The 25,290-nt window shown below is 40.2% G+C and carries 23 protein-coding genes, 1 other RNA gene and 1 pseudogene; 23 read left to right on the top strand and 2 right to left on the bottom strand.

Features of this window, described 5'->3' with window-relative positions:
* The first annotated feature begins 166 nt into the window (after nt 1-166).
* From AKG98_RS06330 to AKG98_RS06260, 16 genes and pseudogenes are all read left to right on the top strand, one after another.
* On the top strand, nt 167-1,597 hold the full coding sequence (locus AKG98_RS06330) for a basic amino acid/polyamine antiporter (protein ID WP_067043005.1): 1,431 nt from the start codon (nt 167-169) through the stop codon (nt 1,595-1,597).
* Nucleotides 1,598-1,699: 102 nt separating this feature from the next.
* A complete protein-coding gene (locus AKG98_RS06325) occupies nt 1,700-2,485 on the top strand; it encodes a sulfite exporter TauE/SafE family protein (protein WP_067043003.1) in 786 nt (261 codons plus the stop codon).
* Between the two features lie 128 nt (nt 2,486-2,613).
* Nucleotides 2,614-3,999 (top strand): isochorismate synthase MenF, encoded by a 1,386-nt coding sequence (locus AKG98_RS06320; RefSeq protein WP_067043000.1) that lies wholly within the window; start codon nt 2,614-2,616, stop codon nt 3,997-3,999.
* Nucleotides 3,996-5,921: a 2-succinyl-5-enolpyruvyl-6-hydroxy-3-cyclohexene-1-carboxylic-acid synthase gene (gene menD, locus AKG98_RS06315; protein ID WP_067042997.1), complete on the top strand. Its 1,926-nt coding sequence runs from the start codon at nt 3,996-3,998 to the stop codon at nt 5,919-5,921. Before AKG98_RS06320 ends, menD begins: the two co-directional genes overlap by 4 nt.
* On the top strand, nt 5,905-6,801 hold the full coding sequence (menH, locus tag AKG98_RS06310; protein ID WP_067042994.1) for a 2-succinyl-6-hydroxy-2,4-cyclohexadiene-1-carboxylate synthase: 897 nt from the start codon (nt 5,905-5,907) through the stop codon (nt 6,799-6,801). The genes menD and menH overlap by 17 nt, the downstream gene beginning before the upstream one ends.
* Nucleotides 6,802-6,839: 38 nt before the next feature.
* A complete protein-coding gene (gene menB, locus AKG98_RS06305; RefSeq protein WP_067042992.1) occupies nt 6,840-7,706 on the top strand; it encodes a 1,4-dihydroxy-2-naphthoyl-CoA synthase in 867 nt (288 codons plus the stop codon).
* Nucleotides 7,707-7,727: 21 nt separating this feature from the next.
* Entirely contained in the window at nt 7,728-8,978 is a 1,251-nt protein-coding gene (gene menC, locus AKG98_RS06300) for an o-succinylbenzoate synthase (protein ID WP_083543898.1), read from the top strand.
* Complete coding sequence (menE, locus tag AKG98_RS06295; RefSeq protein WP_228140225.1) at nt 8,975-10,525, top strand: o-succinylbenzoate--CoA ligase; 1,551 nt, start codon at nt 8,975-8,977, stop codon at nt 10,523-10,525. Before menC ends, menE begins: the two co-directional genes overlap by 4 nt.
* Before the next feature lie 162 nt (nt 10,526-10,687).
* Nucleotides 10,688-12,574 carry a GGDEF and EAL domain-containing protein gene (locus tag AKG98_RS06290; protein WP_067042988.1) on the top strand — a complete coding sequence of 629 codons (1,887 nt, stop codon included), beginning with the start codon at nt 10,688-10,690 and terminating at the stop codon, nt 12,572-12,574.
* A 141-nt stretch (nt 12,575-12,715) separates the two neighbouring features.
* Nucleotides 12,716-12,812: signal recognition particle sRNA small type (gene ffs / locus AKG98_RS06285), an RNA gene on the top strand.
* A gap of 463 nt (nt 12,813-13,275) precedes the next feature.
* Nucleotides 13,276-16,146: a S8 family serine peptidase gene (locus AKG98_RS06280; protein WP_083543897.1), complete on the top strand. Its 2,871-nt coding sequence runs from the start codon at nt 13,276-13,278 to the stop codon at nt 16,144-16,146.
* 1 nt (nt 16,147) lies between these two features.
* Nucleotides 16,148-16,648: a hypothetical protein gene (locus AKG98_RS06275; protein ID WP_067042984.1), complete on the top strand. Its 501-nt coding sequence runs from the start codon at nt 16,148-16,150 to the stop codon at nt 16,646-16,648.
* Between the two features lie 138 nt (nt 16,649-16,786).
* Nucleotides 16,787-16,950, top strand: a pseudogene (locus AKG98_RS22685) (zinc/iron-chelating domain-containing protein); the annotation flags it as partial.
* Between the two features lie 304 nt (nt 16,951-17,254).
* Nucleotides 17,255-17,437 (top strand): hypothetical protein, encoded by a 183-nt coding sequence (locus tag AKG98_RS06270; protein ID WP_067042981.1) that lies wholly within the window; start codon nt 17,255-17,257, stop codon nt 17,435-17,437.
* Nucleotides 17,438-17,843: 406 nt separating this feature from the next.
* Nucleotides 17,844-18,083 (top strand): hypothetical protein, encoded by a 240-nt coding sequence (locus AKG98_RS06265; RefSeq protein WP_067042978.1) that lies wholly within the window; start codon nt 17,844-17,846, stop codon nt 18,081-18,083.
* A gap of 132 nt (nt 18,084-18,215) precedes the next feature.
* On the top strand, nt 18,216-18,866 hold the full coding sequence (locus AKG98_RS06260) for an MOSC domain-containing protein (RefSeq protein WP_228140224.1): 651 nt from the start codon (nt 18,216-18,218) through the stop codon (nt 18,864-18,866).
* A gap of 13 nt (nt 18,867-18,879) precedes the next feature.
* On the opposite strand, the gene AKG98_RS06255 is transcribed toward AKG98_RS06260, so the two are convergent.
* A complete protein-coding gene (locus AKG98_RS06255; RefSeq protein WP_067042975.1) occupies nt 18,880-19,647 on the bottom strand; it encodes an IclR family transcriptional regulator in 768 nt (255 codons plus the stop codon).
* A 238-nt stretch (nt 19,648-19,885) separates the two neighbouring features.
* On the opposite strand from AKG98_RS06255, the gene AKG98_RS06250 reads away from it, so the two are divergent.
* Entirely contained in the window at nt 19,886-20,371 is a 486-nt protein-coding gene (locus tag AKG98_RS06250) for a flavin reductase family protein (RefSeq protein WP_067042972.1), read from the top strand.
* 126 nt (nt 20,372-20,497) lie between these two features.
* Here the strand turns inward: AKG98_RS06250 and AKG98_RS06245 are convergent, their stop codons facing one another.
* Nucleotides 20,498-21,523, bottom strand: coding sequence for a tyrosine-type recombinase/integrase (locus AKG98_RS06245; RefSeq protein WP_067042969.1), 1,026 nt, complete (start codon nt 21,521-21,523; stop codon nt 20,498-20,500).
* Nucleotides 21,524-21,962: 439 nt separating this feature from the next.
* On the opposite strand from AKG98_RS06245, the gene AKG98_RS22985 reads away from it, so the two are divergent.
* The 6 genes from AKG98_RS22985 to AKG98_RS06220 all read left to right on the top strand — a co-directional run bounded on the left by AKG98_RS22985 (nt 21,963) and on the right by AKG98_RS06220 (nt 25,271).
* A complete protein-coding gene (locus tag AKG98_RS22985; protein WP_369814918.1) occupies nt 21,963-22,121 on the top strand; it encodes a DUF2513 domain-containing protein in 159 nt (52 codons plus the stop codon).
* Nucleotides 22,102-22,317 carry a DUF2513 domain-containing protein gene (locus AKG98_RS22855; protein WP_067042966.1) on the top strand — a complete coding sequence of 72 codons (216 nt, stop codon included), beginning with the start codon at nt 22,102-22,104 and terminating at the stop codon, nt 22,315-22,317. The genes AKG98_RS22985 and AKG98_RS22855 overlap by 20 nt, the downstream gene beginning before the upstream one ends.
* Before the next feature lie 104 nt (nt 22,318-22,421).
* Nucleotides 22,422-22,931, top strand: a complete 510-nt coding sequence (locus AKG98_RS06235; RefSeq protein WP_067042963.1) for a hypothetical protein — start codon at nt 22,422-22,424, stop codon at nt 22,929-22,931.
* A gap of 87 nt (nt 22,932-23,018) precedes the next feature.
* Nucleotides 23,019-23,675 carry a hypothetical protein gene (locus tag AKG98_RS06230; RefSeq protein WP_157534077.1) on the top strand — a complete coding sequence of 219 codons (657 nt, stop codon included), beginning with the start codon at nt 23,019-23,021 and terminating at the stop codon, nt 23,673-23,675.
* 30 nt (nt 23,676-23,705) lie between these two features.
* The gene (locus AKG98_RS06225; protein ID WP_067042957.1) at nt 23,706-24,659 is read left to right on the top strand and encodes a hypothetical protein; all 954 of its coding nucleotides are present in this window, start codon (nt 23,706-23,708) and stop codon (nt 24,657-24,659) included.
* A 33-nt stretch (nt 24,660-24,692) separates the two neighbouring features.
* Entirely contained in the window at nt 24,693-25,271 is a 579-nt protein-coding gene (locus AKG98_RS06220; protein WP_067042954.1) for an AbiV family abortive infection protein, read from the top strand.
* Nucleotides 25,272-25,290 lie beyond the last annotated feature (19 nt).

The following is a 25,290-nucleotide window of genomic DNA, read 5'->3' as shown; positions in this document are numbered from 1 at the left end:
TTATCAGCAACTTTGTGTTTTCCGTTGGATTTATGCAAATTTAGTGAATATTCTTGCATATCCATAATAATGCAATACAATCCGCTAAATTATTTATATAAGCAAGCTTAAATGAGGGTTGGGGCGGCGTTTTATGTCGCAATCTGGCTTGATTAAGGAATTATTGATGGAAAACAAACTCGGACTAGGTATGTTGGTTGCATTGGTATTCAGTACCATGGTCGGCGCTGGAATATTTAGTCTCCCACAAAACGTTGCCGTATCAGCGGCACCTGGTGCAATCACGCTCGGCTGGTTGATCACGGGTTGCGGGATGCTCGCGCTGGTGACGGTATTACGTAATTTGGTTGTTCGCTTCCCTAATTTAAATGGTGGTATTTTCTCGTACGCGCAAGCGGGCTTTGGTAACTACATCGGTTTTATGTCGGCTTGGGGTTATTGGATCTGTAACTTATTAGCGAACGTATCATATGCAGTGGTCTTTTTCAGTGCGATTGGCTACTTTGTTGATACCCCTGAAAACCCAATGATGGGGCAGGGTAATACGCCGATTGCAGTATTGGGCGGTTCGTTATTAATTTGGTTTATGCATGCGTTAGTATTACGTGGTGTGACACGTGCCGCGTTGATTAATGTATTTGCGACGGTTGCGAAAATAATCCCTATTTTAACCTTCGTTTGTTTGGCTGTGATGGCGTTTAGTTTCGATAAATTCACCCTTGATTTCTGGGGTGAGCAAACACCTGAACTCGGCTCGGTATTAGATCAGGTTAAAGCAACTATGATGGTGACATTATGGGTGTTCATTGGTATCGAAGGTGCGGTTATTTTATCTAACCGTGCTAAAGACAAACGCGATGTGGCGAAAGCAACGGGTATTGCGCTGATCTCGGCATTAATACTCTATATCGCTGTTAGCTTATTTACCTTAGGTGTAATGACTCAACCTGAAGTTGCGCAACTACAAAACCCATCAATGGCAAATATTTTAGAAATGATCGTTGGTCCTTGGGGGGCAATGCTTATTAATGCTGGTTTGATTATCTCGGTATCCGGTGCGTTATTGAGTTGGACAGTGGTTAGTGCTGAAGTGCCTTTCATTGCGGCTAAAGAAGGGTTATTCCCGAAAGCATTTACCAAAGAAAACAGTAAAGGCGCAGCAACAACGTCACTGTGGTTCTCCTCTTGTTTGGTTCAACTCTTTTTAATCTTAACTTTATTACAAGAAAGCTCGTATTTAGCCTTGGTAAACATTGCGACTTCGGCTGTATTGTTACCCTACTTTTTAGTGGGCGCTTATGGCGTGAAAGTCGCGTTAAGCGGTGAAGGTTATAGCGCGACTGAAGGTCGTAAGAAAGACCTTGTGATTGCATTAATATCATCATTTTATGGTGCTTGGCTCGTATATGCTGCTGGTGCGGAGTATATGTTGTTATGTGCATTATTGTATTTACCGGGTGTACTAGTTTATAAGAAAGCACTTGCCGAAAAACAACAGGGATTTAGCAAGCAAGATTATGCTTATTCAGTCGTGTTACTCGCAGGGGCAGCGGGTGCGGTTTATCTGTTAGTAACAGGTGTGTTGTCACTTTCTTAGTATTTTAACCACAATTTTGATACTCTCATTAGACACTTAAAGTGTTTACCTTAAAATCCTCACCTTAAAAGATAGGTGTATGTTGTAAAAGGACTTATTGAAATGATTGTGGTTTTATATTTAATCTTAGGGGCTGCGGCAGGCTTGATCGCTGGCTTGTTTGGTGTTGGTGGCGGTTTAATTATCGTGCCAGCACTGGTTTTCTCTTTTTCTTTGCAAGAACTCTCGCCAATAATCTTAACCCAGTTAGCGATTGGCACTTCCCTCGCGACGATTATCTTTACCTCCCTTAGTTCGATTAAAACCCACAACAGTAAAGGGGCAATTGATTGGTCTTTGGTTAAACGCCTGACTATCGGTATTATTATTGGCGCGGTTGCCGGTAGTATTTTTGCTGACTATTTACCGGGTGATACATTACAAATGATTATCGGTATTTATGCATTAACTGTTGCGGTTCAAATGGGCTTTAATTTAAAACCAAAAGCAGAACATGAGCTACCAAAAGGCGCCGGCTTGAGTGTTGCAGGGGGGGTCATTGGTGCTATTTCTGCTTTATTTGGCATTGGCGGCGGTTCACTCACCGTACCTTACTTATCTTGGTGTAGTGTGGAAATGCGTAATGCGGTTGCGACGTCTTCTGCTTGTGGCTTGCCGATTGCGGTGGCTGGCGTGTGTACCTATATTATTACGGGTTGGAATAATCCTGATTTACCTGAGTACAGCTTGGGTTATATTTATTTACCCGCTTTTTTGGGCATCATTATTACTAGCACTGTGTTTGCTAAACAAGGTGCAAAACTCGCGCATTCATTACCGAGTCATATCCTAAAACGGTATTTTGCTTTGTTGTTACTGGGTGTCGGTTCGAAGTTTATTTTCTTCTAAAACGAACATTTTATTGATCTAGACTATAAATAGTTCGAATAACTACTCATTTAGTATAGGTTTGTAAACGGTACTATATAAACCATGTTAAATTCAGCCCCTAAGTAGTAGTTTACTAAGGGGCCGTTTTGTTAATATTAACAACTGCGATTAAAGCATTACAGCAACTGATTATTCATGCTCAGCCAGAGCAAACTCGTCTTTCGGTCGAATTACAGCCCTTGCATGCCAGCGGGCTGATTGAGTGGTTTGATGCTCAGATTTTATTCCCTCAATTTTATTGGCAATCGCGAGACGGCGATGAAGAAGTCGTCGCCTTAGGTCAGTGTTGCCATTTTTATGATCTCGATACGGCTAAAAACAAGCTTAACGAACAGCAACGGATCTGGGGCGGATGCGCATTCTCACATCAAGATTATTACTTCTTACCACAAATTGAATTAACACGTAAAAACAATAACTGGCAATTATCGGTGAATTTGCCTGCTCATTCAGCGCCAATCCATGAAAATGTTGGAATAAAGCGTACAGAACAAGCGTATGACAAAGCTGTATTGCTTGAAAGTCTCGCCTGTTTAATTACACCGGCACCGACACCTCTCCCATTATCTTATAAGATAGAAGCGCGCAGTCATTATCCTGAATTTGATCAGTGGTCTCATCTTGTCACCCAAGCGTTGAGTGCTATCGAACAACAAGATTTTGAGAAAGTGGTGTTAGCGAGGAAAACAAAATTAACACTAAATCGTCCACTTTCTGCAGCTCAGTTTTTACAGCAAAGTCGTCTGGTTAATCAGCAGTGTTACCACTTTATATTTTCGCTTCAGGCTAACGATTATTTTGTAGGTTCTACGCCAGAGCTATTATTTTCGCGAAAAAAACGTCAATTACATACCGAGGCGCTTGCGGGTACAGCGGCACGCAGTGATGATGCGGCGGAAGACCGAGGTTTAGCCAATTGGTTATTACATGACAGCAAAAATCGCTATGAAAACCGTTTAGTAGTGGATGATTTAATGGCGCGTTTAGACTCTCGTTGTGATTCATTACAGGTATCTGTGCAACCAGAATTAGTGAAACTGCGTAAAGTGCAGCACTTAAAACATCACATTTCAGGGATACTTGCTACAGACGTTGATGATGCAGAGTTATTAGCGAACTTACAACCAACCGCTGCGATAGCAGGATTACCACGCCAACCAGCATTAAATTTTATTGCGAACAATGAACCATTTTCACGGGGTTGGTATAGCGGTGCGCTTGGTTATGTTGGTCTGCAGCAAAGTGAGTTTTGTGTTGCGATCCGCAGCGCGCGAATTTTAGGGCATGAAGTACAGCTTTTTGCGGGTGCGGGTATTGTACCTGGCTCTAATCCGGTAAGTGAATGGCAAGAGCTAGAGCGTAAAACCGCGACCTTGTTAACCTTACTTGAACCTGATTCGACTGTGAACTGTAATATAGACTGCGATGATATTCGCTTAAATGCATTTGTACCTGAGTTACAACGCGCATGATAACAAACCAATCTCTTTTAAACATACAGGCCCCATTAAACCGTTTATGGGCGAGCTTAATGTTAGATGAATTGAGTCGTTTAGGCGTTCGTCATGTATGCGTCGCACCTGGATCTCGCTCAACCCCCCTTGTTTTAGCGGCTGAAGGGAATGACAATCTGACCTTGCACTGCCACTTTGATGAACGCGGACTGGGTTTTTATGCACTGGGGTTAGCTAAATCATTACAAGCGCCTGTTGCTGTGATTGTTACATCAGGCACTGCGGTGGCGAATCTATTACCAGCAGTGGTCGAAAGTGGTTTAACCAAAGAAAAACTGGTGCTATTAACTGCAGACCGACCTATCGAACAAATTAATTGTGGTGCGAATCAGGCCATTCAACAATCAGGTTTATTCTCAAGCCATGTTTGTCATGAATTATTATTACCTAGCCCGAATCTGGCCATCACACCGCAATGGTTGTTGAGTACCATAGACCAAAGCTTAGCGGTGCAGCAGCAAGTGGGTGGTACGGTTCATATCAATTGTCCTTACCCTGAACCCTTGTATGGCGGCGACGCTGATTTTAGTGATTACCTTACTGGGATCGCAGGATGGCAAGCCTCACAGAAAACGTATTTGTCGATTAGTTCATTAGGAGCCAATTCAATTGCTATCCATGGACTAAACACTTATTTATCCGATAGCTATTCCGTACATTGTCATTCTTTAGACTTGAAGGCATCAGCCGACTTATATGCCTCTATGCCAGTTATAAGCAAAAAAGGGCTCGTTGTTATTGGCGCACTAGCAATTGCAGAGGTGCAAGCGATCAAACAGTGGGCGGCTGTTTTGGGTTGGCCAGTATTGGTTGATCCGCAGGCCGGTGGCAGCAGTGAATGGGCGCATTATGATGTCTGGTTACAAAACCAAGCGTGTCACGATAAGTTAGCGGAAGCTGAGATCTTGGTGCAATTTGGCGCGCGATTGGTTTCAAAGCGTTTAGGCCAGTTTATCGCACAGCATGACTGGCAAGACTGTTGGTTAATTGCAGATCAGGCTGGGCAGCTCGACCCTTATCATCAAAGTTGTAAACAATTCATTAGTCCTATTTCTGCTTGGTTAACATGTTTTGTTGAAGGCCACTTAAATCGCCAGTTAAGTGAGTCATTGGTAACAATAAGCGACTCGTTAGAAACAAATGGCTGCATATTTGAAGATGTTGGTGTTTGTCATCATGATGCTAACGGTTATGAGTGGGCTAAGGAATTAACGTTTTCTAGCTGTAAAGTACGCCAGTTGGTCGAGACGCGTTACATTGATAATTTAACGGAAATTAGTTTTGCTACCACGTTAGATGCTTGCTTGACTATGCCTCCTTTAACCAATCCGACGAGTTTGTTTATTGGTAATAGCTTGATTGTTCGTTTACTTGATATGTTTGTGACATTACCGAACGTGCCTGTATTCAGTAATCGTGGAGCTTCGGGGATCGATGGCTTGCTGGCGACCGCTGCTGGAGTACAAGCAGGGCAAGAGCAAGGCATGCTTTGTTTATTGGGTGATACGTCTTTGCTATATGACTTAAATTCACTGGCGTTATTTTCGAATCCGACATATCCGAGTGTGATCGTGGTACTGAATAATGACGGAGGTGCAATTTTCGATATGTTACCTGTGAATGAACAACAAAAAGAACAGCTGTACCGTATGCCACACGGACTTAAATTTGAACATGCGGCTGCGATGTTTGGGCTGGATTACGTTCAACCTAAAACGCTAGCGGATGCTCTGTCTGCTATTGATCATGGATTAAATCCAATGCGTGAAGTGGCTGAGGAGATACGAACGCTGTTGGTGGAAATAGTAACGCCAGCTGGGGAAGCTGCCAAACAACTTAAACAGTTGTTTAGCGAGGTGAAAAATGCAACGTTTATCTAAGATGATCATCTCTACACAGACACAACTACCTTTATATTCAGTCTCATTTGAACCTGTTAATCACCTCGTTCAACGCTCTGAAGCAAAACCAAGTTTGGTGTTCTTGCATGGTTTACTGGGTTCAACGACAGATTGGCAACCGATTGTTGCTGACTTATCAGCGGATTATCAGTGTATCTGTATTGACCTACCGGGGCATGCGGGTAGCCAAGCTGTGACTGCGAATGACTTTCAACACGTTCAACAACTCATCATAGCGACGCTTGCCCAATATCAACTCGATAATATTATTTTGATCGGTTACTCGCTAGGGGCACGGATTGCCATGACGATCGCGAGTGATCAAGCGCCTAATTGGCCGTATACCCTCGATGGACTGTTGTTAGAAAGTGGAAATCCAGGTTTGAACAGTAGCGCGGAACAATTAGAGCGTGGATTACATGACTTGGGTTGGGTAACACGTTTTAGCGAAGACACATTACCCACTGTGCTTATTGATTGGTATCAGCAAGGGGTATTTGCATCGCTCACTCAGGCTCAAAAAAACGCTTTGATTCAAACGCGTTGTCAAATTCAAGCAGATAAAAATGGGTTCAACGGCGGTATGCAAATAAGTAAAATGTTGGCTGCGACCTCATTATCTAAGCAAAGTTATTTATTACCACAATTACAAAACACTGAACTTCCTGTACGCATGGTTTGTGGTGAATTAGACCCTAAATTTGTGCTGTTAACCAAAGCAAGTCAATTGGATTATCGCCTAGTATCAAGAGCTGGGCATAACGTACATGCAGACCAGCCACATGAATTCATTCTGTTAGTCAGAGATTTCGTGAGTGGGATAGCGGTTAACAACGTTGCGCACAAAAAGGCGGCTTAAACGCGTTCTAAATAAAATTTAACAGATTAGGAATTATTATGACGACAACCGTCGGTATTACAGAAGCAGAACTATACGCACACGTAGAATGGCAAGATTGCACCGGTGAATACCAAGATATTCATTTTCATAAATCATTAGATGGCATTGCTAAAATCACCATTGCACGTCCTCAAGTACGCAATGCGTTCCGTCCACAAACAGTACAAGAGATGATGCAAGCCTTAGCAGATGCTCGTTATGACTCAAACGTGGGCGTTATTATTCTAACCGGGCTTGGCGAGCATGCGTTTTGTTCTGGTGGAGATCAGAAAGTTCGCGGTGACTATGGCGGTTATAAAGACGATGAAGGTATGCATCACTTAAATGTGTTGGACTTTCAACGTCAGATCCGTACTTGTCCAAAACCAGTGATAGCGGCAGTGGCGGGTTATGCTGTTGGTGGTGGTCATGTATTACATATGATGTGTGATTTAACTGTTGCAGCAGACAATGCGCAATTTGGCCAAACAGGTCCTAAAGTCGGTTCGTTTGACGGCGGTTGGGGCGCATCGTATATGGCGCGTATTGTTGGCCAGAAGAAAGCCCGTGAAATTTGGTTCTTGTGTCGTTTTTATAATGCACAAGAAGCATTGGATATGGGATTGGTGAATACGGTTGTGCCACTGGCAGATTTAGAACGTGAAACTGTACGTTGGTGTCGTGAAGTATTACAACACAGCCCAATGTCATTACGTTGTTTGAAAGCAGCGTTGAATGCGGATTGTGATGGTCAAGCTGGGTTACAAGAACTCGCGGGTAATGCCACTATGATGTTCTACATGACCGACGAAGGACAAGAAGGACGTAATGCATTTAATGAAAAACGACGTCCTGATTTCTCTAAATTCCCCCGTAATCCTTAATCAGTCAGCGGAGCATTGTTAATGCAACGTCAGGTTAAGTTGTACCATTATCAGTTGCCTTTGGACTGTGCCATGATATTACGTGGTCAGTCTGTCAGTGTTCGTGAAGGCTGGATTATTGAGTTGCAAGAAAGGGTTGAATTGCAAGAAAGTGTTGAATTGCAGGAGAGTGCTGAATTACAAGAAAGCGCTGAGCTGCATGTGCAGTGCAAACGCACTCAAGTTAATAAAGTGGGGCGTGGCGAAATTGCGCCTTTACCCGGCTTTAGTGATGAGACATCAGCGCAAGCAAAGCAGCAACTCGAAAGCATGATCCACATTTGGTTAGAGCAGGGCATCGTGGAGCTGAGTGTGTGCTGTCCCTCTGTGGCGTTTGGTTTTAGCATGGCACTTTTGGAGTTAGACGACGAGCTACCGCAAATGATTTATTGCGACGATATTCATAACGGCAAGCTTCATAACGGTAATAGTCATCATCACATTAACAGCGCGCTATTATTGGCTGCTGATCTTAGAGTCATAAACCGTAAACATGCACAACTTGCTGCGAGTTCCTTATGCAAGTTGAAAATTGCCACGCAACCGACAGCGGAAGGTGCCTGTCATGACGGCGAGATTGCTCGACAGTTACTACAGCGATACCCCCAATTACGTTTACGTTTAGATGCCAACCGACGTTGGAACCTTGTGAATGCGTTGGCGTTTGCCAAGCAGATCCCCGTGGCGTTACGCCCACGTATCGATTTCATTGAAGAGCCGTGTCATAACTCAAGCGATAGTTACCTGTTTACGCGTAAAACCGGGATTGCCATCGCATGGGATGAAAGCTTGCGGGATGCTTGCAAAAACCAGCGAGGGCGGGGATATATTGAGTTTCTGATGTCTACAATCGCTGAATGTCATGCTTCTGAAACAGCATCAATTGCCGCTATTGTGATTAAACCTATGCTGGTTGGCACCATTACTCACTGCCGTCACTTGATTGAACAGGCGTATCAATTGGGTTTAACTGTGGTGATTAGTTCAAGTCTTGAATCAAGTTTTGGTTTACTGCAACTGGCTCGTTTATCGCAATGGTTAACACCTGATACGACCCCAGGATTAGATACCTTACATGTTTTTAAGCAGCAAGTGGCTATGCCTTATCCGGGCTGTAATTTACCTTTGATAGCATTAACCGCATTATCTTGTCGTACCTATCTACAAAATATAGATAACCAGCTACAAAATATGAATACAAAGCAACAGAATATTGTGGAAGCCCATAGATGATAGAAATGGTAATGAATGACAACGTAATGGATACAATGGCGTGTCATGAAGTCGGTTTTAATTGTTGGCCTTGGCAGCATTGGTCATCACTTAATCCGGATGGTATTGCCTTGGTATATGGTGAGTACTCATTTACTTGGCAGCATGTGAATTCGCTGGTGGATGAATATGCCAAACAGTTAAATACACAAGGTTTACGACAAGATCATATTGTTGCTGCTGTGAGCGTTAATAACCCTGATGTATTGTGGTTATACTTAGCTTGTTTACGACTCGGTGCTTGCTGTGTGGTATTAGACCCGAAACAGAGTGCTGAACAGTTAAGTGATAAATTTGAAGCTCTCGCCGCGCAGTTTGTTTGGGTATCAGCACCGGCATTTAATCGCTCACAAGGTCTGCAAAGTACTAATAATGTTAGAGAGTTAGTGTTTACTCTCTTCCCCAGTCCTTCGAGTAAGGCTTTATCAACAAGGTCGGCTATTGCAATAACAGCATCTACAGCGGCAACCAAATACGTGAGTACTGAGGATAGTATTAAGCTGGAGTGGCAAGCAGAACGGCTAGCCAGTATTGTCTTTACATCAGGTTCAACAGGGAAAGCCAAAGCGGTTGCACATAGCGGTGAAAATCATTTGTATTCTGCCGCGGGCTTGTTATCGGTGTTCAGTTATACGGCGCAAGACAGTTGGTTAATGTCGTTACCTTTGTTTCATGTGTCGGGGCTAGCGATTGTCTGGCGTTGGTTATTGGCTGGTGGGCAACTGGTGTTACCGTCAGCAGATAGTCTTGTTGAACAGTTATCACAAGTAACACATGCGTCTTTAGTACCAACCCAATTGAGACGTTATCTTAATGAACTGGATGTAGGTAAAGACGTCATTAGTCTTAAACGAATCTTGTTAGGCGGCGCAGTGATCCCCGTCGTATTAACGGATAAAGCGAAATCTCTCGGTATTGATTGCTGGTCTGGTTATGGCATGACCGAAATGGCCTCTACTGTTACCGCTAAACCTGCGGATGATAGTGCTGGCGTTGGTACTTTACTCGCACATCGTTGTTTGTGCTTGATTAATAAACAAATTAAGGTGCGAGGTAGAAGTTTAGGGATGGGTTATTATTATCAAGGTGCGTTACGTCCCATTACTGACGAAAGCGGTTGGCTTGTCACGGGGGACTTAGGCATGATAGCGCAAGGTGATGCGTTAGCGGATGAATTATTTATTCTTGGTCGACAAGATAATATGTTTATTTCCGGTGGTGAAAATATTCATCCAGAACAAATTGAGCGAATTTTACTTTCGCATCCGTTCATTAATCAAGCGCTAGTGTTCCCATGCGAAGATGTGGAATTTGGCCATCGTCCAATTGCTGTTATTGATGCTATTGGATACTTATCAGTCGATGATATGAATAAATTTTTACAAAATAAGCTGGTTAAATTCATGTGGCCGATAAATTATTATTCGCTACCAGACGCAATAAATGTGAGATGCATCAAGTTAAATAGGGCTTTCGTTCAACTGTGGGTCACAAGTTTATACGAATAGTTGAGCTAGATGAGAATAATTCTTGCTTGTTATAAATCTGACTTGGTGTTCGCTTTGTTTTCTTGTAGTATACAGATTCCTCCTTATTCATCAGATGAATAGCGACATAGTAATGAAGGTTTACGATGTCATTTAGAGCGGTGTAATTAACAGAGATGTAGTATGCTAAATATTAATACTCAGGTTATTGAGATCCCGGAACCGATGTTTCGTGGTTGGCAACAAACTGTAGAGTTGATCGCTGGCGTTATGAATCTGCCTGCAGCATTAATTATGCGCGTTCACCACAATGATATTCGAATATTTTCGTCAAACGACACGGTTAGTTCAACCTCGCCGTTATTATCAGAATCGAAGCAATTAAGCTGTTACAGTGCGCAGGTTATTTATAATCGTGCAGAGCTACTTATTGAAGACGCTAGCCTCGATTCGACGTGGAAATTTGACAGTAATATTAGTGCCGACATCATGGCGTATTACGGTTTACCGCTTACTTGGCCGAATGATCAAGCTTTTGGTACACTTTGTGTCTTAGATACGAAAATCCATAAATTTACACCTCATTGCAAATTACTTATCGCACGTTTTCAGCAATCGATGAATGCTGATCTCTCTATACTCTACGAGAAAGCCGAATTACTGAACGCTAACCGTAAATTACAGAGTTTACTTGCCAAGAAATCAATGGCGCTAACCTTGTCTAATCAAGCGTTACTGCATGAACAAGATAGCCGTTCGGCATTAGAATCGACCCTTATTTATCAGCAAGAATACGACACGCTTACAGGTGTCGCTAATCAGTTTTCATTAGTTAAACAGATTGATGACATGTTGGAATATGTTGATGATGACAACGAACTTGCTGTTATTTATTTGGGTATTCGTAACTTCAAATCGATTAATAACAGTTATGGTTATGCGATTGGTGACAAAGTATTACTCGAAGTCAGCCAGCGTATTCACCAGCAGCTAACGACAGAATACTTGGTTGCACGTTGCTGGGGTGATGCGTTTGCTATTGTTGTTCGCGATGAGAATGTTGTTGAACAAGTCATTGATTTGATTGCACGTTTTTCACAATCCTTTGAATCTACATTTATTGTTGATGATTATACGATCACCACTCAGATTTGTTGTGGTATTGCGTTAGCAGATTCACCCGCAGACAAAGGTATCGCTTTAGTGGAAAGAGCTGAAGCCGCGATGAGTGCGAGTAAAGACAAGGGTACCTGTTATAACTTCTTTACTGAAGAGTTAAGTGCCGCGATTGGTGAGCGTCACTATTTAGAATCACATTTAGCCGAAGCGCTGGATAAAAATGAAATGTCGGTACATTATCAACCGATGATTTGTGTTAAAACTCGTCGCGTATTGGGGGCTGAGGCGTTAATTCGCTGGCAGAATCCGATACTCGGTGCGGTTGCGCCGGATCGTTTTATCCATCTAGCTGAGCAGAATGGCCAGATCTTAGCATTAGGTAACTTTGTATTACGTACTGCAATGGAGCAAGCCGCACAGTGGCGTAACAGTTTCGGTGGCGATTTTTGTATCGCTGTTAATATGTCGCCAGTGCAATTTAGGGATGATAACTTGGTTTCTCGTATTGCACAGTTGTTGGCTTATTATCGGTTACCTGGTAGCTCGTTAGAGCTTGAGATAACCGAGGGCGTTTTATTACAAGACGAGAATAAAGCCGCTAAAGCCATTGCTGGATTACAAAAGCTAGGTGTACGCATTTCGTTAGACGATTTCGGTACGGGTTATTCGTCATTAAGTTATTTACAGAAGTATTCGTTTGATACGCTGAAAATTGATCGTAGTTTCATTATGAATCTAATGGAGCGAGATCAAGATAAAGAATTAGCGCGCGCGATTATTGCCATGGCGAAGAAGCTTAAATTACAAGTTGTTGCTGAAGGTGTTGAGACGGTAGAGCAAGATCAGTTTATTGCTGATGAAGGTTGTGATTATGGTCAGGGTTATCTGTATGGTAAGCCTGTACCAGCAACTATGTTTACGGGTCAGTACCTTAGCAAACAAGCCGTTTAGTTGGCGTGGTTTTGATCTACTTGGTTGGATAGTGTGCGATTGGAATTTATAGAGCACAAAACTGCTATAAACGGTTGCAAAGAATCAGTGAATAGTTAATAATCCACTCGTTGTCAAGCACAACACGTTTGATGGGTGCCTTATGGGTCCCTCCGCATTGATACTTTGTGAATTCGGCCAGGCCTGGAAGGGAGCAACCGCAGCAGAGAACTCAAGTGCCGGAGTGAGGCTTGTAGGGTATCCTTCAAAAGTGTTGTGCTTTTCGCGTTTCTGACGTTCTGCTTTTTCAAATCAATTTCTTATCGCTTTATCTTCGTTATTATTTCATTCCCTTTGTAGTTATCGTTCCGCTTATTACCAATAAGCAAATTGACACCTTCTATTTTTGAATCCCGCAACTATTAATTATTAAACTTATATTCATTATCGATATCTGATTTACTTTTATCTATTTTGTGACAGAAAAATGTTGGAACCCGTTGGTGATATTGAAATTGATTCTGCGGGCATCGATATTAAATAATTTTACGCACACCTGTATTTCCAGTAAGCGTTTAAATATTAGCTATATCAAATGCTTATATTTTATCATAGGTCGGGTTTACAATCCCTTACAATGCGTTTTATAAGATAATGTATACTCCGCCGACGAAATAGTGAACAAAAATGTTTATTGTAGTGAATTATTTTATAGGTAAATCTTGAACAAATTAATACATCTAATTCCCGTGATTCTTACTGGGTACCTAACAGCTTGTGGTGGAGGCGGTGATTCAGAGACGTCACCAACGGTAGAACCAACATATATATCCGGTTCTATAGCAGATAGAGACGTAAGACTTAATGAGGATACGATATATGAGGGAAGCCTTAGCACAAGTGATACATTGGGTTGGAACTGGAAAATAACCGGTAAGGCAGCGTTTGGTACAGCAACACTTACAAAGGGGGGGGATTTACGTTATACGCCTGATGAAAACTTCTATGGTAAAGATATTATCATAGTAAAAGCAACAAATGGGAATACGTATGATACCGCACTGATTAATTTCGATGTAAAGAGTATCAACGATTTACCTGTTGTAAATAATAAAACCTTCTTTGCTATTCCAGGTAAATACATTAGCGGTACAATAAGTGCGACCGATGCAGATGATTATCCGTTAACCTACAAGATTAGCCCCAAATTTAATAGGCCTAGATATATTGAATTTGAATTAAATGGTTATTTTGGTTTATTCACGTTCAAGAGTGAAAAGAAGAGCCCTCACTCTATAGAGATCCCTATTATTATAAGCGATGGTGAAGAGGCTGTTGAAACTATTCTCACGTTTAACATTGAACCGATAAAGAAGAAAGAGTATATCTCAGAGCAAAGCTTTGCCTTAAATGAAGATGTGAAGTCTACATTTAAGATTAAGACAACAAATACAACAGCGCCTCGTTTCACGTTATCAACAGCGCGTACTTCGGGTAAAGCAGAATTAGATGCAAATGGTATACTAATATACACACCTAAGCGTGATTTTTCTGGTTTGGACTCACTGGAAATAACAGTGACAGAAGATGATGGCTTTGATAAAGCAAGAATAACATTCTTGATTCATCCGGTGAATGATGCACCAGAAGTACCGGGTAAACGTACGTTTACATCTTCAACGAATAAGATTGAGGGTCAAATTAAAGCTGCAGATGTTGATAAAGGTGGCACACTTAGCTTTAAATTAAAAGGTGACGTCACTAATAAAGATATCAAGTTTAACCTTGATAGTGATGGTTCTTTTAACATAACAACGGAAACCAAGGGAGAGAGTCGGGTTACACTTCCTATCATTATCTCCGACGGGATCGCATCGATAGAAGTTGACTTCACTTTCCATTTCAATGCGAGTGACCCTCTGTATACTCAACAATGGCATCTTAAAAATACAGGACAGAGTGCATTTTCAAAGTCAGGAGGTACGGCTGGGCACGATATAAATATAGGAAGTCTGCATAAAAAAGGAATAAAAGGCTCAGGCGTTAAGGTTGCCGTTGTTGACTCAGGGCTCGAAATTAAGCACGAGGATTTAGTTGAGAATATATTATCAGGTCGATCTTATAATTATGTGAAGTTAACCAATGATCCGACCTCTACAAGTAGAGATGGTGACCATGGTACTTCGGTTGCTGGCATTATTGCCGCGCGCGGTTTTAACAATATTGGTGGACGAGGTGTTGCTCCGGAAGCGAGTTTAATTGGATTAAATTATATTAAAACTCAAGATGATAAAGATTGGGTTGATAGCCATGGTGGAAAACGAACTCAAGACGTGCTCGTTATAAATCAAAGTTATGGCAATGCTTACATGATGCAACCATATAACTTTATGACAACCAGAAATAAAATACACGAGGCGAATCTAAGAAAAGTAACGAGTAAGAATAACGATGGTCGGGGCGTTTTATTCGTTAAAGCAGCAGGTAATTCATTCCAACGAGTGATGGAGTCCCACAACAGATGGTGGCGAACTTATCAATACAGTGCTTACAGTAAAAATTCATCGTTGCCAAGATTAACTGCACATAATGCATCAATTAATCTTAGTAACGCTAGTTTTTATAACACGGTCGTATCAGCGCTAAATGCAAATGCGAGTGATCCACTATCATCCTATTCATCTACGGGGGCTGCTGTGTTTGTTTCTGCTCCTGGTGGTGAAGACGGTCGTAATGCACCAGCCATTATTACAACAGATAGTATGGGCTGTACCATTGGCTACGCGAGAACTGGCAGCAGGTACAAAGGTTTTAACCGTGGCGAAGAAGCACTAAATGAAGACTGTAATTATACATCTTCCTTTAATGGTACATCTTCTGCGGCCCCTGTTGTGTCCGGTGTCGCGGCCCTTATTTTTAGTGTTGATGATGCTATAACATGGCGTGATGTTCGTTATATTATCGCTAAAACAGCAAAGAAAATTGATGATAAGTTTAAACCCATACTTGTCGACTCTTATATTGCCGAACCCGGCTGGATAACGAATAACGCGGGCTTTAATTTCCATAATTGGTATGGTTTTGGTCTCATCGATGCTTCTGCTGCTGTGGAAATGGCACAAAATTACATTAAGGACGGTCTACTATTACCTCCGTTAAAAGAAACGGTATTTATTCCATCTGATGATGTTACTGATCTAGATATAGGTGAAGGGACTCCTACAAAAAAGAGTGTAAATATAACCAAAGATAATGACCTCACTATTGAAGCTGTACAGGTAAAATTAAATATTAAACATGGGCGTAATAGTGATCTTTCAATTGAACTTATTTCACCGCAAGGGACAAGTTCAATGCTGTTGACACCGAGAAGCTTATTAACCAAAGACGCGGATTTCAAGAATACAGTCTTACTCAGTAATGCATTTTATGGTGAAAAATCAGCGGGAATATGGACGATAAAAGTAACGGATACAAATAATGGTCGTTTTATTTACTATTCTGGTCGCTCGTTAAAAGAACTAAAGAATAATATAAACGATGGATTGTTAAAAGGTGTCTCAATAAGAATATATGGACATGAAGGAATTTAAGATGAAAATAAAAAGTTTATTTATATCAACATTATTTATATCAACATTATTTTTGTGTAATGCATCTGCTAATGCAAATATTATGAACAGTGATAATGAAGATAATGTAGCGATGCCTAATGAGAGCTCCAGTACACATACGAATAGTGATATCGTTATTGAAAGTGATGGATTTAAGTTTTCACCGATAATAGGCGCAGCCTATATGGGGTCAGAGGAAGGTACAGGTTCTTCACCAGCACTCTATGCAGGTCAAGAAATGCAATCATTAGAGGATGAATATACAGGAACCTTAACAGGTTCAATTTTGGTGATAATGAAAAGTGATGATCTAACCCTCTCTTTTGATGATGCTGAAATACTGGTTATTGGTAACGGATTTTTCATCATCACTTTTAATGACAATATAGACCTATTGAAAAAAATAAAGGAAATCAAAGCACTTAGTACGGTTGAAGCTGCGGAGATTGAAGTTAATACACAGAAATATTTACCATTGTAAATATATTATTAACCTGAGTTTAATTGTATTAGCTTAAACTTGATCTGACAGTTACTTTATTTTTGTATGGTAGCTGTCAGTTTGAATTTGAGCTAAATTATTTTTTGCCCAAATTAGTTTCCCATCAAGCCATGTCTTAAGGGCTGCGAAGTGTATGAAGAACGCCTTTTGATATACAGCGTGTTTGGCACAACACCGAATATGCCTTGCCAAATGGTTGTCGACCAGAAGAGATGATTGACTCGAAGACTGAGCATAAGATCCATCACTACATCGCTAACACACGACAAGTGTTGGTGTAACTTAAATAACCCAATTGTAATTTAATTACTCTTGGCACTCCTAAATTACCGGCGCATCTAGTTATTCAATAAGAAATTGTAATTTACCAACTTAAATTAGTGGTTTTATAACCAAATTTGTCTGGTTGATGTTGCAGAATAATGGAAAAGCTTGATCGAAAACATAATTCTGTTTCTTTTCATCTCAACTCGTTTGTAAAAAATAAAGCCTAATGCTAGTTTATTATTCTGAATAGTCATGTTTTCTTCTGGATATCGATATTTTATTCGTGACAGAGGTTGGTTAGATCAATAGAGGTACTTTATGAAAGTTGTAGTGGAATTTATAGAAACAGGTCGGTACAAAGATAGAGCTTGGGAACCTTCATTCTATACTGTAAAAGGCAATTTACGTTCAGTTTCTCCTTCTTATGCAGTGCAGTTAATTAATCAATTTAAAGCAATACTTTATACTAATGAAAATGGTTCAGTCGTATTTAAAAATTAAAATACATAGTTAAATTTCTTATCATTATGCTGTTTTAATATAGATATAAAAAAGGCCTCACAATGTAGGTCTTTTTTATGGCGATTGCGTCGTAACTTCTGCTTCACTTCTAACTTAACCCATTTTCTATTTCACTACCGTATCCAGTAAACCTGCCTTATTAATTATATCTGTTGGTTAGACATTGGATGGTGATTTACTTGCCTCTGCGTATCAACCCGATATTGTCACCCTGATTTTACTTATACACTCGTTTCCTTATATTAAATCTCATTACCTATAGATAAACGGGTGCGAGGTTGGTATAGTTTCGATGTAATATTATTAAATAGCATTTCCTATTTATATTATTGAGCTGTCAGAAGTCACTTAGACAGAGTCGAAGCAACAAGGGTGAGGAATAATAATGAGATATAAGATAAAAATAACGAAGGAAGAAAAACCACTTTTTGAAGTCGTGATCGAAAATAACGATCAGAGAGCAAGGGAAGAAATCTTGGCCTTAGTGTTGGACCGATTCTCAACAGCTGAAGGGTTTGAGAGAGAGGTACTATTTGCAGATGATGAAGTGCGTTATCTAAAAAGTACGCCGACAGGTATCGAAGTACTCGCTTCACAACCCATTTATCGACCGACGAATAATTAGGATACTCGTCTGCCAAAACGCAAATGGTGAAGTAATATAGAATAGAGACGAAGTAACATGACAGCAGAACAAAGAGGTGGCTTCAATATGAAAAAAATAGGAACGGTTGGTGCAGTGCTTGTAGGTAAAGCTGTGCCTTATGCGAGAGGTTCAACAAGTGCGATAGATAAAAAAGTGATGAATGAACGTCTGGTTGTTGAAAGGCTCGGATTTGTCAACGATGAAGTCGGGGACTTGAGTGTACACGGCGGCATTGAAAAAGCGCTACATATCTATCCGAGTGAACACTATGCTGAGTGGCAAAAAGATCTCGGTGATAATGTAATGTTTCAAGAGATCGGGGCTTTTGGTGAAAACATTAGTTCCTTGGGGCTGAATGAACATACCATTTGTATTGAAGATAAGATCCGCATCGGAACGACACTATTGGAAGTGTCACAAGGACGTATGCCTTGTTGGAAATTAAACGAAAGATTTGATCAACACGATATGTCGCTAAAATTACAAGATACCCTACGGACAGGCTGGTATTTTCGGGTGTTGGAAGAAGGTGAAATCGGCGTTGGTGATGAGATTTTACTTTGTGAACGACCTTACCCAGACTGGTCTGTCGCAAGAATAATGAGTTTAATTTTTACGGGATGTTTAGACAAGCAAGCGCTCATACAAGTTCTGGAGTTACCATTGGTCGATTCGTGGAGAAGGCTTTTTGAACGTCGCCTTGAAAACGACGCTGTAGAGAACTGGGACCTCCGGTTATTCGGGCCAATGGTTCAAAATTAACTGCTTATTGCCCTTATCTTACAGTTTTCGTCATTGTGTAACCTAAGTGTTGAGACAGTCGTTTGCTCGTCTCACGTATGGCTTTTATATCTTTTTCTTGAATGGCGTCTTGTTGCTTGAAACCGATAATGAGAATGCACGCAACTATATTGCCTGTCGCGTCAAAGACTGGTGCTGATATCGCTTTGGCACCCGGTATGCTTGGGTTTACTTTATTTCGAATCGCATAACCTTCATCTTTTATCGATATTAGGTCTTGTTTAAATTCTTCGCCCAGCTGTGCTTGACCTTTCGTTTCTGTTTTTAAAAGGTGTTGGTAAGCTTCTTCCGGTGAAAATGCCGCAAAACACATGCCGACAGAACTGCCAGTTAGTGGTGCGTGGAAGCCAACTCTAAAACTTATCGCGACAGGGTATGGGCTTTCGAGGAAACGAACAATCATCGGCCCCTGTGTTGTCCAAACAGCGAGTGCTGTGGCTTCTTGCGTTTCTATCCTCAATCGTTGTAATTCAGGTTCACAGACGTGGAAAATATCAGTATGACCAAGGATTTTGGCACCAAGTTCGATCAGTTTTGACCCGTGGCAGTAGTTACCATTTGCATCTTGAATGATGACCCCAATACGCAGAAAGCTAGCGAGATATTTATGGAGTTTACTTTTAGATATATCCATTTCTACAGCAGCGTCACCTAACGAAATTGGGTGACTTTTGTTAGAGAAAAAATCTATAATCTCAAAGGCTTGCTCTACAGATTGTATGCCTTGGTTTTTCTTTTCCATAGTGTCCTATTACTGGTTTATACTTTCTACGTAGCTTCAAAGCTAGAATTTCAGTAGCTTGGTTATGATACAGGCGTGAGTGATAAATTCATAGTAAGAACGTTTTATCTCGTTGTTTATGCGAAATAGACATTTACGCGCTTGTTAGCGCTAGTTATGTACAGCCATAAATTAAACCTAGGCTAACAACCTCTGATATGTCACGATACTATCTTTGCTATAACAGGGACTTAGTTACATGCAGCTAAATTTTTCAGACTTTTCAGCCAATCAACGTTATCACTTGATGACACAAACGATTATCCCACGACCTATTGCTTGGGTACTTACAGACTCGGGTGATGAGAGCTATAACTTAGCGCCTTTTTCTTATTTTACAGCTGTATCGAGTAAACCTGCGCTATTAATGATCTCGGTTGGTAAAAAGCCAAATGGTGATAATAAAGATACGTTAACTAATATCCTTAAAAATAAGAAAATGGTGATTCACATTGCATCAGATGATCAAGCTGATATTGTCACGCAAACGGCCGCCACATTAGCGCATGGTGAATCTGAACTTGCTAATGCGGGATTAACGACCACTGCCTTTGATGATTTCCTACTACCGAGACTAACGCAATGTGACATTGCTTATGGTTGCGAACTTTATGAAATTAAAGAGATTGGAGATGCACCGCAAACGCTTATCTTTGTTGAAATTAAGCAGCTTTATTTGCATTGATTTTTTAACCCTTTGTTATTTAGTTGTTTTCTTTAAAATCAGGTGCTTACAAAAAGGGTCTACTGTCTAATACCACTGTATATTCATACATGGTTACATAATTCATCGCCATTTTACCGCCACTTTTTAGCTCATACTTGCCAGTGGATTAAATAACACTGCATCTTGTAGATGCGATGGTGCAAAGTGCGAGTAAGCCATTGTTTGCTTTATATCTGCATGACCAAGTATCTTTTGTAATACTAAAATATTACCACCGTTCATCATAAAGTAACTTGCAAAAGTATGCCTTAAAATATGAGTCGCTTGTCCTTTGGGTAAATCAGAAAAACATAAGTTTAACCACTTATGCAGTACCCCATAACCACAGGTGAATAATCGGCCTGATGTATTTTGGTATATCTCATTATATAAATCTTCTGAAATCGGTACGGTCCTATTCTTTTTACCTTTGGTATTGGTAAAGGTGATCTTGTGCTTTGTTACTTGTGATCCCTTAAGTTCTATTGCTTCCATTATTCGAGCACCGGTTGCTAGGCAAATTTTAATAATTTGTGTCATTTGTCCAGAAATAGGACTTCTTTGAACGAATGTTAATAATTGCGTTATCTGGTCATGTGTTAGATAGCTAAGCTCGCGTTCTGCTGTCTTTATCGTTTTCATGTCTTTAAGCGGGTTTGGCAGATTCCATTCCTTTAACCGACGAAGTTCATTAAATAATACTTTCATCCATAACAGATCATAGTTTTGTGATGAGATGGATAGCTCTGCACCGCTGCGGCCTTTACCATGCCCGACTGTGAGTCTGTTTGCGCGGTAGTGAGCAAAGTCTTTAGCGGTAAACGTGGTCGCAATGGGGTCGTTTAATTGTTCACACATGATTTGCAGTCGACGATATGCATGAGCACCACTTTTAAGATTCTTAGCATGTAACTTCCACCACAAATCGAGCAATTCAGATAAGCGTCGATTATCTGATTTGTCTGCCAACCAGGGCTTATCGTCAATCTCGTTCATTGTGTAGCGTTCGAATGCTGTCGCTTCGCCTTTGGTGGCAAAGCGTTTGCGAATACGCTTACCTTTACTACCTTGCGGATAGCACTCACAAAGCCAAGGTTTCTTGTGGCCGTCTTTGAGATTGCGAACAGACATGATGAATTCCTTTATAACTCGTAAATCGGTGTATTTGGCATTATAAAATAACAAGCACTGTTTTTATATACAGTTATAAAGCAATTGTAGTAATAATCTATGTTTTATCATGCAGGCTTAAACATAGGTTTATACTGTTTCATTTGTCTATAACTTCAGTTGCATCACGGTTTACCACTAAAGAGTAGTGCTTTTCTTTTAAATAAGTAAGAATAGTAATAGAATCAGCTACATATTAAATATTGCTAATAATTGAGAATATTTAAAAATAAATAACAGGAATGCACACTTTCTCAAAACAGATTGAAATGTAAAATTGGCGTTTTATCTTATTTTTCATTTAATTAGTTGCTATTAATTAGGGTGAACAGATTTGGGGTATTGAGATGTCCTACAATACAAATGTTAGCTACCCAAGGAAAGTTTCGTGAAACGCGACATGGGTCTAGTTCGTAAAATATTACTCTTTATTGAGTCCAAGGAAGATGATCGCCCAATAATAGAACCTCCATTTGAGGGGCACGAAGAAATAATCTTACTTGAACATTACCATCTTCTTTATGAAGCAGGTTTAATTCGTGCTGAGACCTACGCATAAGCGAATTATAAAAGTTATTCCATTTGGCTTAACTTGGGCTGGTTACGATTTCGCAGATACAATTAAAAATGATGAAATCTGGAATAAAGCAAAAGATAGTGTTTCATCTAAATTAAGCGGTTTACCTTTTGATGTTTTAAAAGCAGTCCTTATCGGGTTATGTAAAGACGCCATTAAAGGTACAGTAAATGGTTAGCTAACAAACTAATTAATAAGGACAAAACAGTTTTTTTCGTTCATTAACATTTTAGCCAACAATTTTTTGCCCATTATTAGGGCGTTAAATATAAAGGGAATAGATTGTCACATACTGCAAAACAATTAGCTGAACATATAATTAAATCAAATAAAGCAATGGAAGTATTGTTTCAAAATAACCATCATGAATCAGCTTTAATCTTGCTATTTTCATGGATAGATCGCTTAGCATGGTTATCTGTTGAAAATGAGTATTCCACAGGTGCAGATTTTAAATTATGGTTGAATAAGTACCTCTTTATAGAAGCATCAACATTGCCATGTAATGCAAATGATTTGTGGGCTTCGCGGTGTAGTTTATTACATACAGGGACATCTGAAGCTAGAGATGTAAAAAATGGCAATGCTCGATATGTTTATTATTACGGTGGTTCGATTGAGATGGCGGCTAAAGATCCTGACATGAAAGTGTATGTAAACATTGGCCACCTACATGTTGGTTTATTAGAAGTTTCAAATCGTTTTCTACAGTATCTCGAAAAGAATATTTGTGAACTAGCAATAACAAACAAAAAATTAGGTAAAATTATGAGTCGCACTACCGACATTTAACAAGAACTAAAAATAGCGAGCCCACTCGCTTTTAGCCCATTATTTTCAGCCTGTTAACAAGGGCGTTATGTTTATATTCGAGGTTTTGTGAAAATTTTCAGTCCAAACGTTTCAACATTCCTAGAAAATAGGATGTGTATAGATATAGACAAGTTTCAATCGAACCTAATTTCTAGGTTTGCAGAAAATGCTTACGCTTTTGATGAAGTAATTAACTTTCTGATCAATGATCCTTCATCTCAGAGTCTTGATGGTTTGTCTGGTATCGATTATGCGTCTGAATACGAGAAACTTAAAAGTCGCTTTTTAAAATATGTAAAAGAGCTGAACTTAGGTGAGGATTTTTTTGAGTTCTCTTATGTCATGCTTGGTTATTTCTCAGCATATTACAATGGAGGGCTACCTGAAATATTTAAGTGTCGTCAAGCTGAAGATCTTGGTCCACAAATTGAACTGCGGGAGAGGATTGTAAGTGATGATGACTTCCATCAGCTACCTGAGGTGATTACAGCGTATAGAGGAATGAGTCTAAATGAGTACAGTAATGGAAAGTTTGGAATGTCTTGGTCGCTTTGCGAACAAAATGCTAAGAGGTTCGCTTTTGATTTTTACGACGAGAGAGGCATAGTGGTAAAGTCTCAAATTCCAAAGTCTCTCATACTTCATCACTATGCCAATGATAGTGAAATGGAAATTGTTATTTCTAATAATTCATCATTACAAGTTGAACTTGTACATGAATAAACATAATAAATTGTTAAACAAGGTCGCAAGTTGAATATAAATAAACCGGTATGTCCAAAATGTAGTTCATTTAGAGAGATAACTCTCCACCTCCATGAGCTGAGTAAGTTTTGCGATTTGATTAATGATACGCGGGATGTATATAAGCTTCTCAAGAAGAAAGTCGAGATATGTAGTGAGGCAAAATCTGCGAGTGTGGCTAAATGGTTAATGTTGGCTAGCCAGTTAGAAACAGTTGAGATGAATACATTCAGGTATGAAGAAGCACATGTTTATTGTGACCCCGTCGCTGATGAGCTTAACTCAAACTCAGCGCATTACTCATCATTTGCAACTCATATTACTCGTTTTATTTTCATTTCGAATGCTTTAGAAGAAGCTTACAGGTTGACAAGCGGTCTATATGAGGAACGCTATGTTTTGGCGTTGAAAAGTGGTCCTAAGATAAAGCGACAGCGTAGCTATTCTACTCAAGCGGCATGGTTGATAGACGAAGTTTTTAGTGCGATTGAGTTCCCTGACTTTTATTTTCATAAGGTAGATGCTCTCCTCGAAATCTCATCCCACTACAAGACTATTTTTAACGTAGGCTTTGATGTTGATCTAGAAAAAAACCGGGAAAAATCTAGGGGACTGTCGGTAGTTAGAAATATAAGGAATCACATTGCTCATGCTGTATTTCCAATTGTCGAAAACCCAGAGTTTACTTGGGAGTTTGATGATCCTAGGATAAAAAATATGGTCATAACTTTGTTGTTGAGAGCCTGCAGAGTCGCCACAATGAACATTCAAATTTTGCTTAGTATTGTGCACAATGAATTTAAGTCTCAGGATTACTTTTACCTTTCTGAGGACCTTGATGTTGGGGAAGAGTTTCAGAACGTTTGTACTCTTCAGTATTTAAAAAACTTGCATCTAGAGCAAAGCTTTGGGCTGAATGAAAGCTCTCAATGGGCATGGCGGTCTGATGTTCTGGAAGGCTAATAAAGCGCAGGCTATGTGTTTTAGGGAATACCGATGGAAGTTATTGAATTAATATATAGTTTGGTCCGTTCAGAAGAACGTCTCATTCGAAGTGTAGAGGAAATGGATAAGGCGATAGGGCACGCTGTCACCTTGATTCAAGATTCATCGTGCTTGTACTTAAACGGAAGCTATTCTAGCTCTGTTTTTTTGAGTATTACCGTTTTAGAGGAAGTAGCCAAAGCCCATGTTGGTGCATTCACTGGGGGTAACCACCCAGTGAAAAATCGTAACGTATTCAAAGACCATAAAACTAAGCATATATTGGCTGCTTTTCCTACAGTAGCAATGGGCAAAAGGTTACAAGACGCTATTGGCGAAAAAGAGATAGATCGTCTAATTAATATGGCAAAGAACTCGGGGTTAGTTCAAGCAAGAGAATTCTCTCTGTATTTTCAACGTGAGAATGGGAAACTTAAAGTACCTGCAGATAAGGTAAATCGAAAATTCGCTCGCTCAATATTGCTTTTCGCTATTGAGGTATTTGACGATGCTTTAGGTGGGGTAACTAATTACTCCAATGAAGCGGCTGAAGTTACTGACGAATTGTTTGAACAAGTAAAAAACACATAACAGAGCGTTATGTAAAAAA

This window comes from Moritella sp. JT01 (assembly GCF_001574435.1).
Lineage (GTDB): Bacteria > Pseudomonadota > Gammaproteobacteria > Enterobacterales > Moritellaceae > Moritella.
The sequence above is the reverse complement of the archived record's forward strand: the minus strand, read 5'-3'. Positions and strand labels throughout refer to the sequence as shown.